The following is an 18,661-nucleotide window of genomic DNA, read 5'->3' on the forward strand; positions in this document are numbered from 1 at the left end:
CCCGAGGCCGGAGGGGGGGTCTACCTAGGGAATGACAATGTTCAAGAAGTGGGTTCTGGCGGCGTTGTGTGCCGCGGGGGGAGGGGCCTGCTCGGCTCCTGGAACAAACGAGTCCACGCCTCCGCTCACGGAGCGGAAAGCGTCCGTCGAGACAGGCGGCGCGGCGGGGCCCGCGGTCTTGCTGAAGGATCTGGGCGAGAGGAAACGAGGCGGAGTCGCCTACGTTCCCGCCAGCATCGTGGCCGCGGGCTCGACGCTCTTCTTCTCGGCCTACACCGACACCACCTGGCAGGAGATGTGGCGCTCGGACGGCACGACCCAGGGCACCTGGCTGCTGCATGAGTTCGTTCCCGGGTACGAGACAGGCTACTTCGGCGAGTACTTCCACCTGAGGGGCCTCACCTACTTCATGGGCAATGATCTCGTGCACGGCCGCGAGATGTGGCGCACCGACGGCACGCCCGAGGGCACCTTCCTCCTCGCCGACATCTGCCCGGGTCCCGACGACAGCTCCGCCAGCGGGTTCGCCGAGAGCAGGGGCCAGCTCATCTTCAGGGTGAGGCGGTGTGGAGGGAGCAGCTATCAGCTCTGGCGCTCCGATGGCACCCCGGAGGGAACCGTTCGCGCCGACCCGTCTCGGGAGTGGACCGAGGGCTACATCCAAGCCTTCACCACGCTGGGAGAGGCCGTCTACTTCATCGGCCCCGAGCCGCGTCAGCCCCACCACCCACGCCTGTGGCGGATGGATGCCTCCGAGACGAGCGCGGAGATGATCGATACCTCGCCGCGCATCACCCGGGACGGCCAGGGAACGCCGCTCGTGCGCTGGGGTGACAGCCTCTTCTTCGCCTCCGGCGGGGAGCTGTGGAAGAGCGATGGCTCGCCGGCGGGCACCGTCCGCGTCAAGACCATCCCCACGCGCCCGACGAACATGGCCATCGATCTGCTCACCCCCGCGCGCGATGGGGTGTACTTCGCGGCCAACGATGGTGTGAGCGGATTGGCGCTGTGGCGGAGTGATGGAACCGAGGCCGGCACCGTGCTGGTGGCGGATCTCGATCCCTACGACCAGGGCAGCGACCCCTCCTCCACGTACATCTTCGAGTCCCTCATCCCCGTGGGAGACAAGCTCTTCTTCACGTACGGCCGACCCTACAGCTCCACGCGGACGCTCTACGTCACGGATGGAACGGCCCGGGGAACCGTGAACCTCAGGGAGTTCTCGGGGACGAGCGCCAGCACCATCAAGGACCCGCGGGCCCTGAACAACAGGCTCTACTTCATCGCCTATGACAACACCCTGGGCTACGAGCTGTGGAGCAGCGATGGCACCATGGGAGGCACGCGAGCCCTCGGCGACTTCTTCCCGAAGAATGACCCCTGGGTTGGACCCAATCCGCACTCGCTCACGGTGATGGATGACTCGCTGTACTTCGCGGGGCCCTACGAAGGGCAGAACGTCCTGTGGAAGAGCAGGGGCCTGGCCGGAGAGACCGCCCCCCTCGGAGCGGAGCTGAAGCCCACGCTGAGCTCGGACGCCACGCGCTTCACCCAGCTCGGCGATGACCTCTACTTCGTCACCTATGAGGAGCGGATACAGAATCAGCTCTGGCGCGGTGACGGGACGGCGGCGGGCACCCTCCCCATCTTCCAGATGGCCACGCGTGACTACTTCTTCGACGACCCGGGCCCCACCCAGTTGACGGTGATGAACGACGCCGTCTACTTCGGCTACTTCAACCACCAGCGCAGTGGACTGGCGATGGCACGGGGCGACCAGGTCACCGGCCTGGGCAGCGCCCAGTTGGACTTCGAGGCGGGCTTCCCCGTTCCCCTCGTCGCCCACCAGGGGACGCTCTACTTCGCCGGCAGGACCGACGCCGAGGGCACCGAGTTGTGGAAGACCGACGGCACCTCCGAGGGCACCCAGATGGTCAAGGACCTCTACCCCGTCTCCAACTATTCCTCGAGGCCCAGGGGCTTCACCCCCCTGGGCGATGCCGTCTACTTCACGGCCAGCACGACCGAGGGCTCTGGCCTGTGGCGCACCAACGGCACCGAGGCCGGTACCTGGCGCGTCAAGTCGCTCGCCCTGGGCTGCGTCAACAGCAGCAGCAGCAGACAACCCGCCGTCTCGTTCACCGAGCACGGCGGCCTGCTCTACTTCGCCGCCACCAATGGCTCCGGCTGCGAGCTGTGGCGCACGGATGGCACCGAGACCGGCACCACCCTCGTCAAGGATCTCACCCCGGGGGCCGACTACTCCGAGCCCAGGTTCCTCACCTCTTTCGGCGGTTTCCTCTACTTCGTCGCCACGGAGGCCACGTCCGGACGCGAGCTGTGGCGCACGGATGGCACCGAGGCCGGCACCACCCTCGTCACGGACCTCGCCCCGGGAAGCGCCAGCTCCTCACCCACCTCGCTGGCGGTGCTCGGCGGCTGGCTCTACTTCATCGCCGATGATGGGCTCTCCGGACGCGAGCTGTGGCGCACCGACGGCACCCCCGAGGGCACCACGCGCATCACCGATGCGAATCCCGGCAAGGGTCATGGGTTGTCCGCCCAGGTGCTCTTCCCCCTGCCCGATGAAGGACTGCTCCTCTTCACCGCCGATGACGGCAGTCACGGCATGGAGCTGTGGAAGAGCGATGGCACCCCGGCCGGAACTGGACTGCTCCAGGAGATTGCTCCCGGGGCCCTGGGCTCGACCCCCTCGAACTTCGCGCGCTACAAGGACTCCGTCGTGTTCACGGCCGAGGACGGAGTGCATGGCCGCGAGCCCTGGCTGCTCGAGCGCGCGAAGCTCACCAACACCACGCCCCCCACCATTTCCTGCCCCCTCCTCCCGGTGACGGCGGAGGCGCTCCAACACCGGGGCGCTCCCGTGCGCTTCGCCGCGACGGCCACCGACGACACCACCGCCTCGCCCGCCATCACCTACAGCACGCCCCCCGGGGGCTTCTTCCCGCTGGGGGAGACCCGGGTGACGGCGACCGCGCGCGATGACGCGGGCCTCACCGCGACGTGCACCTTCACCGTGCTCGTGCGCGACACCACACCGCCCCAGGTGGTGTGTCCGTCGAGCGCCACCGTGGAGGCGATGAGTGAGAAGGGCGCGCTCCTCTCCTTCCCCTCGCCTCGGGTCTCCGACGCGGTCACCGCCACGCCCCTCGTCACGCTCAGCCATGCCTCCGGCGGCACCTTCCCCCAGGGGAGCACCTCCGTGAAGGTGACCGCCACGGACGAGGCGGGCAATCACAACGCCTGCTCCTTCACCGTCACCGTGCGCGACACCACGGCGTCGGTGGTGGCCTGCCCGGCGGATCAATTCGCCGAGGCCACGAGGCCCGAGGGCGCGTACGTCACCTATCCCGAGGCCACGGCGACGGACGCGGCGTCCCACCCCCAGGTGACCCATGACTGGCCCAGCGGGGGCCTCTTCCCGCCCGGCACCACCCGCGTCACGGCGACGGCGACGGATGGGGCGAACAACCTCTCGAGCTGCACCTTCTCGGTGACGGTGCGCGACACCACGGCCCCCTCGCTCACCTGTCCGGGGCCACTTCAGGCCGAGGCGACCGGGCCCGAGGGAGCACGCCTGGACTTCTCACCGCCCACCGCCGCGGACGTGGTCTCGCGGGTGGAAACGCACAGCAGCCACTCCTCCGGTGACGTCTTCCCGCTCGGGGAGACGCTCGTGCAGGCCCAGGCCCGGGACGCGGCGGGCAACGAGACCCGATGCGCCTTCACGGTGCAGGTGCGCGACACCACGGCGCCGCGGCTCACCTGCCCGGAGAACATCCACCTGAGCACCCGGACGCGCGAGCCGGTCGCGGTGGAGTTGCCGGGCCCCCAGGCGACGGACCTCGTCACGGAGGCCCTCGTGCTCGAGTCCTCCACCCCGAGCGGGAGTCTCTTCCCACCGGGCGTCACCCCCGTGGAGCTCTCCGCCCGGGACGCGGCGGGCAACGTGGCGCGGTGCACCTATACCGTGACCGTCCAGCCCGGGTCGCATGGAGGTTGCGGCGCGACCCCGGGCGCGGGAACGACGGGCGGGATGGGGCTGGCGAGCCTGGTGCTGCTGGCGCTCGCCCGGCGGCGTGGTCCCCGTTCGGCCTGAAGTGACGGACAGTCGACGCTCAGGGGGGTGTTTCCGGCCTCCCTGAGCGAAGCTGCCTCCCGCGGACACGGCCGCGCGCGTCGAAGAACGGCGTGGAGGTGCGGTTTCCCTCCCGCGCCGGGCGGCCGTCGCGGCATGCTGGGCGCTTCTTCGGGGTGAATACATGAAGGACTTCTTCAAGACGCTCTTCGCCTGCCTGGTGGCGCTGGGTGTCTTCGTCGTGGGCGTCGTCTTCCTGTTCGTGGGCTTCGTGGCCGTGGTGGGTGGATCCAGCGAGCCCCCGGTGCCGCCCAAGGCCGTGCTCGTCGTGGACCTGGACATGAACCTGCTGGACCACGCCAGTGCGCCGGGCTTGTCGGACTCCCTCCAGACCGCCCTCCAGGGAGAGAAGAGCCGGACCCTGGCGCTCGCCACCGCCGTGGCGGCCGTGGACCGGGCCGCGGCGGACGAGCGCATCGTGGGGCTCTACATCACCAGCAACCTCACGCCCGCCGGGTACGGCTCGGGCCCCGCCGCGCTGCGCGAGTTCCGCGGCGCGCTGCAGCGCTTCAAGGCCAAGAAGCCCGTGCTCGCCTACAACGTCAATTGGGCCAAGCGCGACTACTACCTGGCCTCCGTCGCCTCGCCCCTCATGGTGAACCCCGCTGGTGAGGTGGAGATGAATGGCCTGGCGTCCGAGACCACGTTCTTCGGCGACGCCCTGCAGAAGTTCGGCGTCCAGGTGCAGGTCACCCGCGTCGGCAAGTACAAGTCCGCGGTGGAACCCTTCCTCCTCAACCGCATGAGCGATCCCAGCCGGGAGCAGATGCAGGTGCTGCTGGACGACCTGTGGACCGAGTGGAAGACCACGGTCGCCCCCGATCGCAAGCTGACCCCGGAGGCCCTGCAGGCCCTCGCGGACGACAAGGGCATGCTCCTGCCCGACGAGGCCCAGGCCGCCGGCCTCGTCGACCGCGTCGCCTCCTTCGACGAGGTCCTCGAGGAGCTCAAGAAGCTGTCGGGCACCGACTCCGAGAACAAGAGCTTCAACCAGATCGATCTGGCCGCCTATGCCGGCACCGAGGTCCACCCCGGCAAGGGCAAGAACCGCATCGCCGTGGTGTACGCCGAGGGAGAGATCGTCAATGGAGAGGGGCGCTCGGATCAGGTGGGCGGGGATCGCCTCAGCCGGGAGCTGCGCAAGTTGCGGCAGGATCCCGACGTGAAGGCCGTGGTGCTGCGCGTCAACAGCCCGGGCGGAAGCGCCAGCGCCTCGGACCTCATCCAGCGCGAGGTCATCCTCACCCAGAAGACCAAGCCCCTGGTGGTCTCCATGGGCACCTATGCCGCGTCCGGGGGCTATTGGATTTCCACCTACGCGGACCGCATCTTCGCCGCGCCCAACACCCTCACGGGCTCCATTGGCGTCTTCGGACTGCTGCCCAACTTCCAGAAGCTGGCCAATGATCTGGGCGTCACCTTCGATGGCGTGCAGACAGCGCGGATGGCCACCCTGGGCACCGTCACGCGGCCCCAGGGAGAGGCGGAGCTGGCGCGCATCCAGGCCCTCACGGATCGCGTCTACGAGCAGTTCCTGGACAAGGTGTCCGAGGGCCGCAAGCTGGACCGGGAGAAGCTCAAGGAGATCGCCCAGGGCCGCGTGTGGTCCGGGGTCCAGGCCCAGAAGCTGGGGCTCGTGGACGAGTTCGGGACCCTGGAGGACGCGGCCCGCTTCGCCGCCGAGAAGGCGGGCGTGGGCAAGGACTACCGGATGGACATGCCCAAGGGCCGCAAGTCCTTCGCCGAGCAGCTCGCGGAGTCCCTGAACGAAGAGGCCCGGCCCAAGGCCCGCTCGGCGGTGGACGTGCTGATGGCCGACGTGCAGCGCCAGGTGGAGGTGCTGCGCTCCCTGAACGACCCGGCCGGCGTCTACGCCCGCATGCCGTTCGAGGTATCCATCCACTAGCGTGGCCAGCCATGGCCCCGTCCTCGCCGCGAGGGTGAGCGGGATACGGCCCGCTCACAAGTGTCCGCATGGGAGTCTTTCCTTCTAGAAGACCAACCCCTTGCCGACGGAGGACGATAGCCATGTATCCAGAGCAGCGGAACGTAGATACTGGTCGTCACCACGTCTGGCTGTGCGGCAACCTGCTTGGTGCCATGGGCGGCACGCGACGCGTCCTTCTCGCGCCCACCTGCTCTGGTACCGCCCAGACCCACTGACGCCACCCATCCCTTCTGGACAGCGCCCGGCTGAATTCAGCCCAGGGCACATGTTCCTGCTTTGCTCACCCCCCTCGGGATGGAGCATGGGCATGGGTGCGCGTGCGCGGGCCTGAAGCGGATCGGAGATGAACTCACGGCCTCCCCTCTTCTTCGACGCACGGAGCAACCCATGCTCGACACCCATGATCACATCACCAAGGCACTGGTGTCCCGCAAGCTGAGAACCACCACGATCGCCCTGCTGGTCGCCGGTTCGCTCGTCGTCAACGCCGCGCCTCCCGAGCGATTCCATACCGCGGTCGTTGGGAGTTCGACCGGGTTCACCCTCTTGTTCGCCTGGCTCTTCTTCGAGAAGGGCATTCCCCAGCTCCCCCAGAAGCAGCGAGGGGCGTTCATCCTCGTTGTGCTGGTCATGCTGGCCCTGCTGCTCGTCGTCCAGACCCGGGCCGTCCTGAGCCTGGCTGACGCGGTGCTCCAAAGCCAGGCGCTGAACACCCGGGCCGCCCAATGACGAGGCGCTGGAAGACCCCCCTCCCGCCCCCGCCCAGGGGGTAGGGAGGGGGTCCGAGACACACCTGGGAAGAATTCGTTTCCGGCCACGTTGACAGGTGCCGTGGGGCGTCTTAGGTGGGCCCCACATCGACTCATGTGGTCGCTTCACGAGGTAGATATCGTGTCTCAACCGATGATTCGCATCGAAGGGCTGACGAAGTCCTACGGTACCGCACAGGCCTTGCGTGGGGTGAGCTTCGAGGTCCCCCGGGGGCAGGTGGTGGGATTCCTGGGGCCCAATGGCGCCGGAAAGTCCACCACGATGAAGATCCTGGCGGGCTTCGTCACGCCGACCTCGGGGGTGGCCCAGGTCAATGGCATCGACGTCAGCGAGGACCCGGTCGCCACGCGGCGGCTGATTGGCTATCTGCCGGAGAACAATCCCCTGTACGAGGAGATGATGGTCCGGGACTACCTGGACTTCATCGCCGACGTGCGCGGCGTGCCCAAGAGCCAACGCCAGGCGCGCATCCGCTCCGCGGTGGAGCGCTGTGGGCTGGGCAGTGTGCTGGGCAAGGACATCCAACAACTGTCCAAGGGCTACCGGCAGCGCGTGGGACTCGCCCAGGCCATCCTCCATGATCCGGATCTGCTCATCCTCGACGAGCCGACCACGGGCCTGGATCCCAACCAGATCGTGGAGATCCGCAACCTCATCAAGGAATTGGGCCGGGAGAAGACCGTCATCCTGAGCACCCACATCCTGAGCGAGGTGCAGAGCACGTGCGGCCGCGTCCTCATCATCAGCGAGGGCAAGGTGGTGGCGGACGACGCGCCCGAGCGGCTCACCACCTCCGAGGGAGGCTCGGTGACGGTGGTGCTCGCCTCGCGCTCGGGAGCCCCGCTGCGGCCCGAGCAGGTGCGCGCCGTGCTGCAACAGGTGCCGGGCGTCACCGGCGTGGAGGGCGCGGAGGCCGAGGGCGGAGATACGCTCGGCTTCAGCCTGCGCTACGGCGCGGAGGACATCCGCCGGGCGCTCTTCGACACCGCGGTGCGCAATGACCTCTGTCTGTTGGAGGTGAAGCGCCGGCACGTGAGCCTGGAGGAGACCTTCCGCAAGCTCACCGGGGGAGAAGCCGCCAGGAGCGGGACCCCGGCCCGTGCCCCGTCCGAGGCCACGCCGCACGCGGCGTGACGTCCGTCCAGACTTCGTTTCAATCTCACGAGAGGTAGCGAATGGGAACGACACTCGCCGTCGCCCGGCGTGAGTTCAGGAGCTTCTTCAACTCGCCGGTCGCCTACATCGTGCTCGGCGGTTTCCTGCTCACCGCGGGTTGGCTCTATTTCAGTACGCTGTTCGTGGCGGGCCAGGCCTCGCTGCGAGGCTTCTTCGGAGTGGCTCCGGTGCTCTTCGTGGTCTTCGCCCCGGCGGTGACCATGCGGCTCATCGCCGAGGAGCGCAAGTCCGGCACGTTGGAATTGCTGCTCACCCTGCCCCTGAATGACTGGCAGGTGGTGACAGGCAAGTTCCTCGCGGCCCTGGGCATGGTGGGCGTGGGGCTGCTGCTCACCCTGCCCTATCCCTTGAGCGTGGCGGCGCTCACCGCGCCGGGCGCCTCGTTCGACTGGGGCCCGGTAGTGATGGGCTACGTGGGCCTGGTGCTGCTCGCCTCGAGCTTCCTGGCCATCGGGCTGTGGGCGAGCGCGCTCAGCCGCAACCAGATCGTCGGCTTCATCATCGGCCTGGTGCTCTGCTTCGCCTTCTACTTCGTCGACAAGTTCGCCGTGGTGCTGCCGCAGACGCTCTCGGAAGTCCTGCAATACCTCTCGGTGGACTACCACTTCGACAACATCGCGCGGGGCGTGCTCGACTCCCGCGATGTCCTCTTCTACGTGACGCTCACCGTGGTGGGGCTCGCCCTGACCACGCGCACCCTGAGCAACGTTCGTCAGTGAGGCCCGCGATGAGAAAGAACACCCTCAACGCCACCGTCCTGCTGCTCGGCATCGTGGGCAGCCTGGTGCTGCTCAACATCCTCGGTCTGCGCGCCTTCAAGCGCCTGGACTTCACCCGCGACCACACCTACACCCTGTCCGAGGCGTCCCGGACGACGATGGAGGAGCTGAAGGATCCCGTCACCGTCACCGCCTACTTCACCGACAAGCTGCCCCCTCCGTACTCGAGCAACGCGCGCTACGTGCGGGACTTGCTCGAGGAGTACCGCGCCGCGTCCCGGGGCAAGCTCAGCTTCGAGTTCCTGGATCCCATGACGCAGGAGACGGACGCCGACAAGGAGGCGAAGCGGGAGACGAAGCGCGACATCTTCGGCCGGACCTTCCGCGAGCCCACGTCCGTGGAGCGCGAGCTGGCCCAGGAGGGCATCCAGCCCGTCGAGGTCCGCGTCGTCGAGGACGACCAGGTGCAGACCAAGCGGGCCTACATGGGCATCGTCATCAAGCACCAGGAGAAGAAGGAAGTCATCCCGGTGGTGGCCGATACCCAGACGCTCGAGTACGACCTCACCCTGCTCCTGCGCAAGCTCACGCGCACGAAGACGCCCGTGCTGGGAGTGCTGCAAGGGCATGACGAGCCGGGCCTCCAGGACAAGCTCGGCCGCCTGAAGATGCTGCTCGGCCAGCTCTACGAGGTGCGTCCGGTGAACCTCGGGGAGAACAAGCGCGTGGAGGAGAGCGTGGACGCGCTGCTCGTCATCGGGCCCCGGACGGCGCTCAAGCCCAACGAGCTCGAGGCGATCGATCAGTTCCTCATGGAAGGCAAGAGCGCGGCGTTCTTCCTGGATGCCCTGCGCGTGGATCCGCGCACCTTCGAGCAGAGCGAGGCGGAGCACGGGCTGGCGCCGCTGCTGGCCACGTATGGCGTAAAGCTCGGGGATCAGCTCGTGGCGGACGCGCGCTCCGGGCAGTTGTCCATGCAGGAGCGGCGCGGCTTCATGGTCATCGACATGCCAGTGCCCTACCCGTTCATCCCGCTGCTCGCGCAGCTCGAGGGGGACAGCCCGGTGTCCAAGGGCATTGGCGGCGTGCTGCTGCCCTTCACCACGTCCGTCTCGCTCCAGACGCCCGAGGGCGTGCAGGGCACGGTGCTCGCGAAGTCCTCCAAGACGAGCTGGCTGGAGTCCAAGCCCTTCAACATCGACCCGCGCCGGGACTGGCGCAACGAGTCCCCTTCCGTGGGCGGTCCCTACCCGCTCATCGTCCAGGTGTCCGGCAAGCTCAAGAGCCACTTCGCCGCCCAGGCCAACGTCAGCTCCGCCACGCCCCTGCTCGCGGAGAGCAAGGGCGAGCCGCGCGTCATCGTCGCCGGTGGCTCGGCGGCGCTGTGGGATGACTTCATGAGCTCGGCCAACCAGGCCTTCCTGCTCAACGTGGCCGACTGGCTCCTGCTCGACTCGGCCCTGCTCAACATGCGCACCCGCGGCCTCGCGGAGGCGCCGTTGGACAAGGACATCTCGGACGCCACGCGCAACACCGTGAAGTACGGCAACGTGCTCGGCATCCCCTTCCTGTTCGCGGCTTTCGGCCTGGTGCGCTGGCGCATGCGCGAGTCGAGCCGGAGCCGTGTCACCGTCTGATCCGCTGGAGGACACACGATGAACAAGACAACGATCATCGTCCTGGGCATCTTCGCCGTGCTGCTCGTGGCGGTGCTGGCCACCCGCGAGGACCACGTGAGCGAGGGCGTGCGCAAGCTCGAGCTGCCCCGGGTGGACAAGGACAAGGTCTCCTCCATCGAACTCAGCGGCGCGCGCTCGGCCCGTCTGGAGAAGGAGGGCGACGGGTGGCGGGTGGTGGACCCGGCCAGGCCAGAGCAGAAGTACGCGGCGGACGAGTCCCTGGTGACCAGCGCCCTGGACGCGCTGGGCGAGCTGCGCCACCCGGACTTCGTGACCGACCGCGTGGAGACCCACGCGGAGTACGAACTCGATGACGCGAAGGGGCTCAAGCTCAAGGTGGTGCGGACAGGGGCTCCGGCGATCGAGCTGGTGCTCGGCAAGTCCGCCAGGAACGGAGGCGCCTACGTGCGCGAGGCGGGCAAGAACGAGGTGTTCGTCGCTCGCGGCCGGTTGGACTGGACGGTGCGCAAGGACGTGAAGGGCTGGCGCAAGCGCGCCCTGCTCTCGCTCAAGCCGGAGGACCTCACCCAGCTCACCCTGCGCTCGAAGGATGGCGAGGTGTTGACCCTCAACGCCGGCACCAGGCCGGGCGAGTGGAGCGTGGCGGAAGGAACGGCGCTTCCCCCGAACTTCCGGTTCGACCCGGGACTCGCCGATCAGGTGGCGCGGCAGCTCGCCTCGCTCAGCGCCCAGGACTTCCTCGAGGGAGAGGCGGCGGCGGACCCGGCCACGGGCCTGGGCGGTGCCCACGACACGGTCGAGGCGAAGCTCAAGGACGGCAAGACGATCGCCGTGCACCTCGCCCCCGCGGGCAAGGACGGAGCGCTGGTGGCCGCCCGGCTCGATGGAGATCCCCAGGTGTACCAGCTCCCGGCCTACAGCGCGGACACCCTGCGCAAGCGCCTGATGGACCTGCGCGACCTGCGCCTGTTCCACTTCGAGCAGCCCAAGGTGACCCGGTTCAAGCTCCAGGCGGGCTCGACCTCGGTCCAGGTGGCCCGGGAGGGCACGGAGTGGAAGGTGATCGAACCGAGGACGCTGCCCGCGGGCTTCGAGTTCGACTCCAGCCAGGTGGAGTCCGTGCTCTCGTGGCTCGGCTCGCTGCACGCGGCTCGGGTCGTCGACGGTACGCCGAGCGAGGCCCAGCTGGGGGTGAACACCCCGGCGGCGCTCGTCGAGATCTCCCTCGAGGCCGCGCCGCCGCAGACGCTGCGGCTGGGCAAGGAGGCGCCCGGGAGCGAGGCCAGCGTGAAGGAGCTCTACGCGCGCAGTTCCCTCGATCCGCTGGCGTACGCGCTGCCCGAGTACGTGAAGACGCGGCTCGCCCAGGGGCTCGAGCTCTTCAAGAAGCCGGAGCTACCCCGGGGCGGCCCCAGCCAGATCGGCGGTCTGGATCAGCTCCCGCCGGAGGTCCGCCAGCAGCTCGAGGCCCAGCTGCGCGCGCGGCAGATGCAGTAGGAACAAGATGCGTGTCCAAGCTGGAGCCATCTTTGGCATGCAGGCTCCACATCCTCTGTGGGGGCGCCGCATGGCAGAGACCGTAATTATCCACACCGTTTGAACTTACTGCGTCTTCCGGACCGTGGCTTGGATGAGATGAACGCGCTGGGCAGTCAGGGCAAAGCCGGGATTGCAAGAGGCGAGGACATTGGTGGCAGCGGAGAGCGAGGGCCTTCTAGTTGGGAGCCTTGGCCCGCTGCCAGCCTCCTGCCGGATGCTGGTCGAACACGAAGATGATGCCCGTCAGGGCGAGTTAGTCGTCCTTTCAAGGTCGGCCGCTCCACGGATGCCAAGGTGGACGAGCATCAGGTCGTTCACACGATTCCACAGAGTTACGCCCCTCAGACCTTCGGCAATTCTCCGAGAGAAATATCCCTTGAGATGGGCGCGAAAGGGCCAAGAGCATTAGCGGGCATACCTTCGCTACCTACTCCCAGCAGACTCACAACGGGAACAAGCAATATTTATGCCCAGAGGCTCAACCTTCGTACCATCTCCCCAACTGCGGAGTGTTGAGCCCAAAGCAAACACTTCAGCGCTTGTTTCCGCTCCTCATGTGACAGCAGCTAGGGTAGGCGTGTGCCCTCCAAAGAACGGCTCAGCCCGCGCATCGGCGCAGTTCAAGACCCTTTGTCAATAGCAACCGGCCCTTCTACCTCTTAACAAGAGGCCACCGCCCACGTGGAGGACATGACCCTCCGGCCTATGTGCCATGCCCAAGCCTTGGGCATGAAGTCGAGTTCGACCAGCGATGACGCAGAGCATCAAGAAAATTCCACCACCAAGTAGGTAATAAGAATGCATACGCGAGAAGCAATTTGGCTTGGTTGCGTGCTTGGCTGGTACTAACGTTCATCGCATGGGTAAATAGTCCACTCTATCGCCTAGCACTGGCTGCGCTCATATAAACACTCATATAAAAAAAGACCATCAGACCAAAGAACTTTATGGGTCCCTTCAAATTCAAATCGTTAGACATCATTGGATGCGCAGACGCAATCGAGGATCAAGACTATCTGGTCGAGTGCTTTATTGACACCGGCTACTTATCAACACTAAAAAACATTGACGACAGCCGAAGAATTGTTGTCGGCAATACCGGGACAGGGAAATCGGCCCTCTTATCTCTACTTGCCGCTGGAAGCGCTCAGTCGGACAATGCCGAGTCAATAGAAATATCCCCTGAAAGTTTGTCTCTATCTTACATATCGAGTTCGCCAATATTGGCCCTTGTTGGAGGACTCGGTGTAAAATTCGATATATTTTTTCGTCTATTGTGGCGACATGTTTTCGCCGTAGAGTTGCTTAAACGGCATTTTAGCGACAAAGCATCCCCGCCGACAAATGTCTGGGAGTGGCTGAAATCCTATTTTGGCAACAACAAACGCCATCAGCAAGCGCTCGACTACCTCAAGGCATGGGGAGAAAAATTCTGGGAAGAAACCGACTATCGGATCAAAGAAACGACATCAAAACTAGAAAAGGAGCTACAGGGCGCACTTGGAATAAAAAGCGATATCGTGCAACTCGGCATCAAGGGCAAAAACACGATGTCCGAAGAAGAGAGAATTGAAGCAGCAGCCCGAGCACAGGCGATTGTCAACAAAGTTCAGATAAGGGAGCTCTCCGATGTAATGGACTTGCTAGCTGAAGCCCTCGAAGAGGGAATGAGAAAGTACTACATAATAATTGATCGCCTGGATGAAAACTGGGTTGAAGACAACCTGCGCCACAGATTGATTCGAGCTCTAATCGAAACCGTTCGTGACTTCAGAAAAGTCAAGAATGCCAAAATAGTAGTGGCCCTCCGCCGAGACCTTTGTGAAAAGGTCTTTCAAGAGACCAGGGACTCTGGGTTCCAGGAGGAAAAATACCAATCGCTCTTCCTTGACATAGAGTGGAACAAAGCTCAACTCGTAGAACTTCTAGACAAGCGCATTACATTACTTGGGAAGCGTCGCTACCTAAACCAGAGTCTCACTCTCGCAGACATACTACCGGAGCGGATCCAAAAAGAATCATCTGTCGAGTATTTCTTGAACCGCACGCTAATGCGTCCGCGAGACGCCATCCTTTTTCTGAATCAATGCATCAAACGAGTAGACAACCGTTCCTCTATCTCGGCAGATGAAGTACGCGAGGCCGAAGGCGAATATTCTCGGCTGAGGTTGCGTGCGCTGGCTGACGAATGGAGTTCAGACTACCCAAACTTTTTAAAGTTCGTCGACTTAATCAAGGGAAAACCTGAGCGCTTTGCCCTTGAGGATATTGAGAGCGGAGAAATCGAGCAAATTTGCCTTGACGTGGCAGCCGATGAAAAACTTACTACCGACGATGTTTTGTCTGAGGCAGCCAAAAAGGTAGCCAATGCAGAGCTGTCTTCCGCTGAGTTCAGGCCAATATTAATCCAAGTTTTCTTTCGTGTAGGTGTTGTCGGCCTAAAGCTTGAAACCTACGAAGGAATAACATGGTCTTCGGGTGGAAGAAGAAGCATATCCACTGCGGAAATTCATGAAGAAGTGAAGATCAACATCCATCCAGCATTTTGGCGCGCATTAATCGTCCAGCACAGACAAAGATCAAAGTAGCCACGAAATCAACAACATAGGCACACACCACCCCCATCAACGAAAACCGCTTAATGAATGAGATATTCTCAAGCCTAGAAGCTGTCTTCCTCAAGCCAAGTTTCGGCAGGCTATTGTTTTTCTTGTTCATCATTTTTGCTGCAATGCTCGGCTTTTACCTTTTTGAATCAATGAGCGGGCATGTTTTCCTGAATTCCACCGAACGGAAAATTGCTCTACTCAAAGAACTACAGGAACTCAAAAAAGATGGCATCTCTTCGAACCCCGAACTGCTGCCTGCATATGATTCTCTAGTAGCAAGCGTCACGGAACACAAATTGGTTCCAATTTCAGCATATGCTCCTGACTGGCCGAAGACCTTTGATGGAGCCTTGAGCTGGGCCGGAATTATCGGCCGTTCCTTAGCCGGAACGCCTCTGGGAATATTGCTCTTGCTGATCGGCGCTATCGAATATCGACGGGGAAAGGAAAAACAAGCCTGGACAGTGCCTATTTACGCTGGTGTCTGGTTCTTTTTTCTGGGCTCCGCCTTGTCTTTATGGCTCCCCGAAGAAATTCCTTGGTATTTGAGATGCTTAATTTGCTTTATAATACTAATTTTGGCTTTTGCCGGCATCGCCATGTACGGTGCGTTCATCAAGAAGCGGCCAGCACAATCTAACAAACAAGTGTAAAAAACCCTGGACGAAAAAAATACAAGAGACATTGGTAGAAAATTCAAGACACATCCACACCGAGATGTATTGCCTAGGTTCGAGCGCACCTCAATCTTCTGCCTATACTAACCAGCTACCTGCCTTGGGCCTTCGGGGTGCGCGAACTCGGGTGGTGGGAAGGAAAGAAGAGGGGATGGGTCAGGCAGTCACAGACCTCGTGGCGCTGGATGCCCACTGCCACATCCGCGACTGCACGCACCGAGGCGCCCGGGAGCGCGGCCGGCGTGAAGGAGCTGTACGCCCGGACGTCCATCGACCCACTGGCCTACGCGCTGTCCGAGTACATGACGACACGGCTCGCCCAGGGACTCCAGCTCTTCAAGAAGCCGGAGATGCCTCGGGGAGGCCCCAGCTCGAGGCCCAGCTGCGCGCACGGCAGATGCAGTAGGCACGACAGGGCACCTCCCACCACGCGCAGGCATCCCCACCCGGGAGGGCCCTGAGCGTGGGGCCTGGGCAAGGGAAGCGCGCCCACGGTATGTTGAACTTCGGGGTGGCGATGGACGCCGCCCCATGAACCTCCTGGAGGAAACCATGAACGCCGCCCTTGATCTTGCCGCGGTCGCTGTCCTGTTCGCCCAGGGGGCGCGGGCCGCCGAGTAGGCCCCGAAGGTCCGACGCAGCGCGGTCCCGCTCCTTGCTGGGTGCCCTCGAGTCCTCAGGTGCGCCGCAGGCACCGCTCTGCCCGGAGTCCTTCACCGTGTTCCTCGAATCCCTCGGCTGGGGTCCATCCCTCGCCCACACGTTCTCCGTTGTCCTCGACAGCTCTTCCCCATCCCTCGTCCCCGGCCGCGTCGTGCGCCAGGAGCGCGGGCTGCTCACCGTCCAGACCTCCGAGCATCGTCTGCTCGCGCGCCCCTCGGGACGGCTCCTCCACCACGCCTCCGGCGCCCAGGCCCTGCCCACCGTGGGGGACTGGGTGGCGCTGCAACCCCCCTCGGGCCCGGGCGAGGCGCTGATCCACGAGGTGCTCCCGCGCCGCGGCGTCCTCATGCGGCGTGAAGCCGACAGCGAGCACGAGGGGCAGCTCATCGCCGTGAACCTCGACGTGGTGTTCCTCGTGACGGGGTTGGATGGCAACTTCAATCCCCGCCGCATCGAGCGGGCGCTCACCCTGGCGTGGAGCAGTGGGGCCTCGCCCGTGGTCGTCCTCAGCAAGGCGGACCTCACCCCCGAGGTGGCCGAGCGCGTCCGTGAGGTCGAGGCGCTCGCCCCCGAAGTCCCCGTGCTCGCGTTGAGCGCCCACACCGGAGAGGGCCTTGAGGCACTGCGCGCCCACCTGCCCCCCGCGGCAACGGGAGCGCTGCTCGGCTCCTCGGGCGTGGGCAAGTCCACCCTCGTCAACCACCTCCTGGGCGAGCAGCGTCTGGCCACCCGGGAGGTGAGTTCCGCGGACGACAGGGGCCGCCACACCACCACCCACCGTGAGCTGTTCCTCCTGCCGCACGGCGGGCTGCTCATCGATGGGCCCGGGATGCGCGAGCTCGGGTTGTGGGGAGGAGAGGAAGAGGGGCTCGGCCAGGCGTTCGCGGACATCGTGGCGCTGGCCGTCCACTGCCACTTCCGGGACTGCACCCACCGGGGCGAGCCGCGATGCGCGGTGCGTGCCGCCATGGACGAGGGAGCGCTCGACGTGGAGCGGCTCGAGAGCTTCGAGAAGCTGCGGCGCGAGCAGGCCTACCACGCCCGGCAGTCGGACGCCGCCGCGCGGCGCGAGCACCAGCGCCACATGAAGATCCTCACCCGGGCCGGAAGGGAGCACTCACGCTCCAAGCGGCGAGGGGACTGAGGACGGAAGGGGGCCCGGACCGTTCCGGGTGTGGGCCCCCCTCCCTTTTCTATTCGCGCACCGGGGCCACGCACGCGTCACGCAGGGTCGTGGACCACAACTGGTTGGCCTGGGTCTCGTCGAAGGCACTGAAGAAGACGCGATCCCCCAAGCGGAAGAACTCCCGCGGGTAGGAACTTTCCATGCCGGGCGCGATGTCCTCCAACCGCCGCGTTCCCCCGGGCGTGCCGTTCGACACCCAGGGCTCGATGCCCGCGGACTCCTGCTCGTAGGCGCTGAAGAAGACGAGCTCGTCGCTCACGGCGTAGACGGGTGAGCCGTATTCGTCCGACAGGCTCAACGGCCGGCGCAACAGCGTCGTGCCCGAGGCCGTCCCATCCGTCACCCAGAGCTGCGTGTCGCGGGGCGCGGGACCCTCGCTGCCAATGTAGAAGGAGAAGAAGATCTTCGTGCCCTGGGGAGCGACACTGACGTCCGTCACGTACGGAAACGCCGCCCCCTGGCTCACGTAGGGGTTGGGGAAGGTGAAGATGCTCGTGGAGTCACCCCCCGCCACCGGAAGGCGGTTCAGGACCATGTACTGGGTGCTGTACGAGGCCGTCGTCAGGTACAGGTAGGAGCCCAGCACGTCGAGCAGGCGCACGCCGCGCGTGGGGCCATAGGTCTTCAGACGCACCGTCCCGGCCGCCGTGCCGTCCGTCTTCCACACCTCGGTGTCGCCGGTCGGTTCAACCAAGGAGAAGAAGGCGTGCCCGCCGGAGATGCGCAGCTCGCTGGCGTACGCGCTGTCGGGTCCGGCATCCAGGCGCTTGAGGCGAACCGTCCCCCCCACCGTGCCGTCCGTGCTCCACAGCGCCGTGCCCAACATGTCCCGGGCGAAGAAGAGCAGCGCGCCGCCCAACCGGCCCGCCGCGTTGCTCACCTCGGTCCCCTCGGGGAGGTTGCGCACCCGCACCGTGCCCGCCTCGGAGCCATCCGACGACCACAGCTCGCCGCGTGACGACGAGGACTCCGGGTCATACACATTCCGGAAGAAGACGAGCCGGCTTTCCAGCGCCGTCAGTTGCGACAGGGACGAGCTCTCCACTCCGGGCGTCAGATCCTTCAGGAGCCGCGTTCCGCCGCTCGTCCCGTCGCTCACCCACAACTCCGACCCGTGCTCGACATCCGCCGCCTCGAAGAAGAGCAGGGACGGAGAGGCCGTGAGATCGCGCACCGAGGGAGTCATGTGCGCCTCGGTGACCGGGAACTCCCTCACCAGGACGGTCCCCGCTTCCGTGCCGTCGCTCTTCCACAGGGCCCTGCGGCCGTCATCGAAGTTCGCGGCGAAGTAGAGCTGGCCACGGAACTCCTCGAAGGACTCCGGGGCCGACGACAAGCGAGGGATGAACTCGGTGGGGGGAAAAATGGTGCGCACCCGCTGGGTGCTCGCCTCGTCCGGAGAGCACAGGAGCGCGGAAGTCACTTCCCGTGTCGCGGCCTCCTCCCCTTCGTCCGGAAGCGGACCGCCACAACCCACACCCAATGTCAGGAGGAACAACCCCATTCCTTCACGCCACATCGCCATGCTCCACCCCTCCGCTGCCTGGGAGGCAAGGGTGGGATGCGTCAAGCCT

At 65.0% G+C, this 18,661-nt stretch carries 12 protein-coding genes; 11 read left to right on the top strand and 1 reads right to left on the bottom strand.

The window, feature by feature from the left end; translation table 11 throughout:
- Nucleotides 1-31: 31 nt before the first annotated feature.
- From F0U63_RS35460 to rsgA, 11 genes are all read left to right on the top strand, one after another.
- Nucleotides 32-4,120, top strand: coding sequence for an ELWxxDGT repeat protein (locus F0U63_RS35460; RefSeq protein WP_395837011.1), 4,089 nt, complete (start codon nt 32-34; stop codon nt 4,118-4,120).
- Nucleotides 4,121-4,283: 163 nt separating this feature from the next.
- The gene (sppA, locus tag F0U63_RS35465; protein ID WP_395837013.1) at nt 4,284-6,065 is read left to right on the top strand and encodes a signal peptide peptidase SppA; all 1,782 of its coding nucleotides are present in this window, start codon (nt 4,284-4,286) and stop codon (nt 6,063-6,065) included.
- 429 nt (nt 6,066-6,494) lie between these two features.
- Nucleotides 6,495-6,836: a hypothetical protein gene (locus F0U63_RS35470; protein ID WP_395837015.1), complete on the top strand. Its 342-nt coding sequence runs from the start codon at nt 6,495-6,497 to the stop codon at nt 6,834-6,836.
- Nucleotides 6,837-7,010: 174 nt separating this feature from the next.
- Complete coding sequence (locus F0U63_RS35475) at nt 7,011-8,012, top strand: ATP-binding cassette domain-containing protein (protein WP_395837017.1); 1,002 nt, start codon at nt 7,011-7,013, stop codon at nt 8,010-8,012.
- A 41-nt stretch (nt 8,013-8,053) separates the two neighbouring features.
- Nucleotides 8,054-8,773, top strand: coding sequence for an ABC transporter permease subunit (locus F0U63_RS35480; RefSeq protein WP_395837019.1), 720 nt, complete (start codon nt 8,054-8,056; stop codon nt 8,771-8,773).
- 8 nt (nt 8,774-8,781) lie between these two features.
- Complete coding sequence (locus tag F0U63_RS35485) at nt 8,782-10,410, top strand: GldG family protein (protein WP_395837022.1); 1,629 nt, start codon at nt 8,782-8,784, stop codon at nt 10,408-10,410.
- A gap of 18 nt (nt 10,411-10,428) precedes the next feature.
- Entirely contained in the window at nt 10,429-11,910 is a 1,482-nt protein-coding gene (locus tag F0U63_RS35490) for a DUF4340 domain-containing protein (RefSeq protein ID WP_395837024.1), read from the top strand.
- A 989-nt stretch (nt 11,911-12,899) separates the two neighbouring features.
- The gene (locus F0U63_RS35495) at nt 12,900-14,540 is read left to right on the top strand and encodes a P-loop ATPase, Sll1717 family (RefSeq protein WP_395837026.1); all 1,641 of its coding nucleotides are present in this window, start codon (nt 12,900-12,902) and stop codon (nt 14,538-14,540) included.
- A gap of 53 nt (nt 14,541-14,593) precedes the next feature.
- Entirely contained in the window at nt 14,594-15,214 is a 621-nt protein-coding gene (locus tag F0U63_RS35500) for a hypothetical protein (RefSeq protein ID WP_395837028.1), read from the top strand.
- A 266-nt stretch (nt 15,215-15,480) separates the two neighbouring features.
- On the top strand, nt 15,481-15,699 hold the full coding sequence (locus F0U63_RS35505) for a hypothetical protein (protein WP_395837030.1): 219 nt from the start codon (nt 15,481-15,483) through the stop codon (nt 15,697-15,699).
- 257 nt (nt 15,700-15,956) lie between these two features.
- Nucleotides 15,957-17,045, top strand: a complete 1,089-nt coding sequence (gene rsgA / locus F0U63_RS35510; RefSeq protein WP_395837032.1) for a ribosome small subunit-dependent GTPase A — start codon at nt 15,957-15,959, stop codon at nt 17,043-17,045.
- Between the two features lie 49 nt (nt 17,046-17,094).
- On the opposite strand, the gene F0U63_RS35515 is transcribed toward rsgA, so the two are convergent.
- Nucleotides 17,095-18,510, bottom strand: coding sequence for an ELWxxDGT repeat protein (locus F0U63_RS35515; RefSeq protein ID WP_395837034.1), 1,416 nt, complete (start codon nt 18,508-18,510; stop codon nt 17,095-17,097).
- Between the last annotated feature and the right edge of the window lie 151 nt (nt 18,511-18,661).

Origin of the sequence: Cystobacter fuscus (assembly GCF_044360685.1) — a bacterium.
Classification (GTDB): Bacteria; Myxococcota; Myxococcia; order Myxococcales; family Myxococcaceae; genus Cystobacter; species Cystobacter fuscus_C.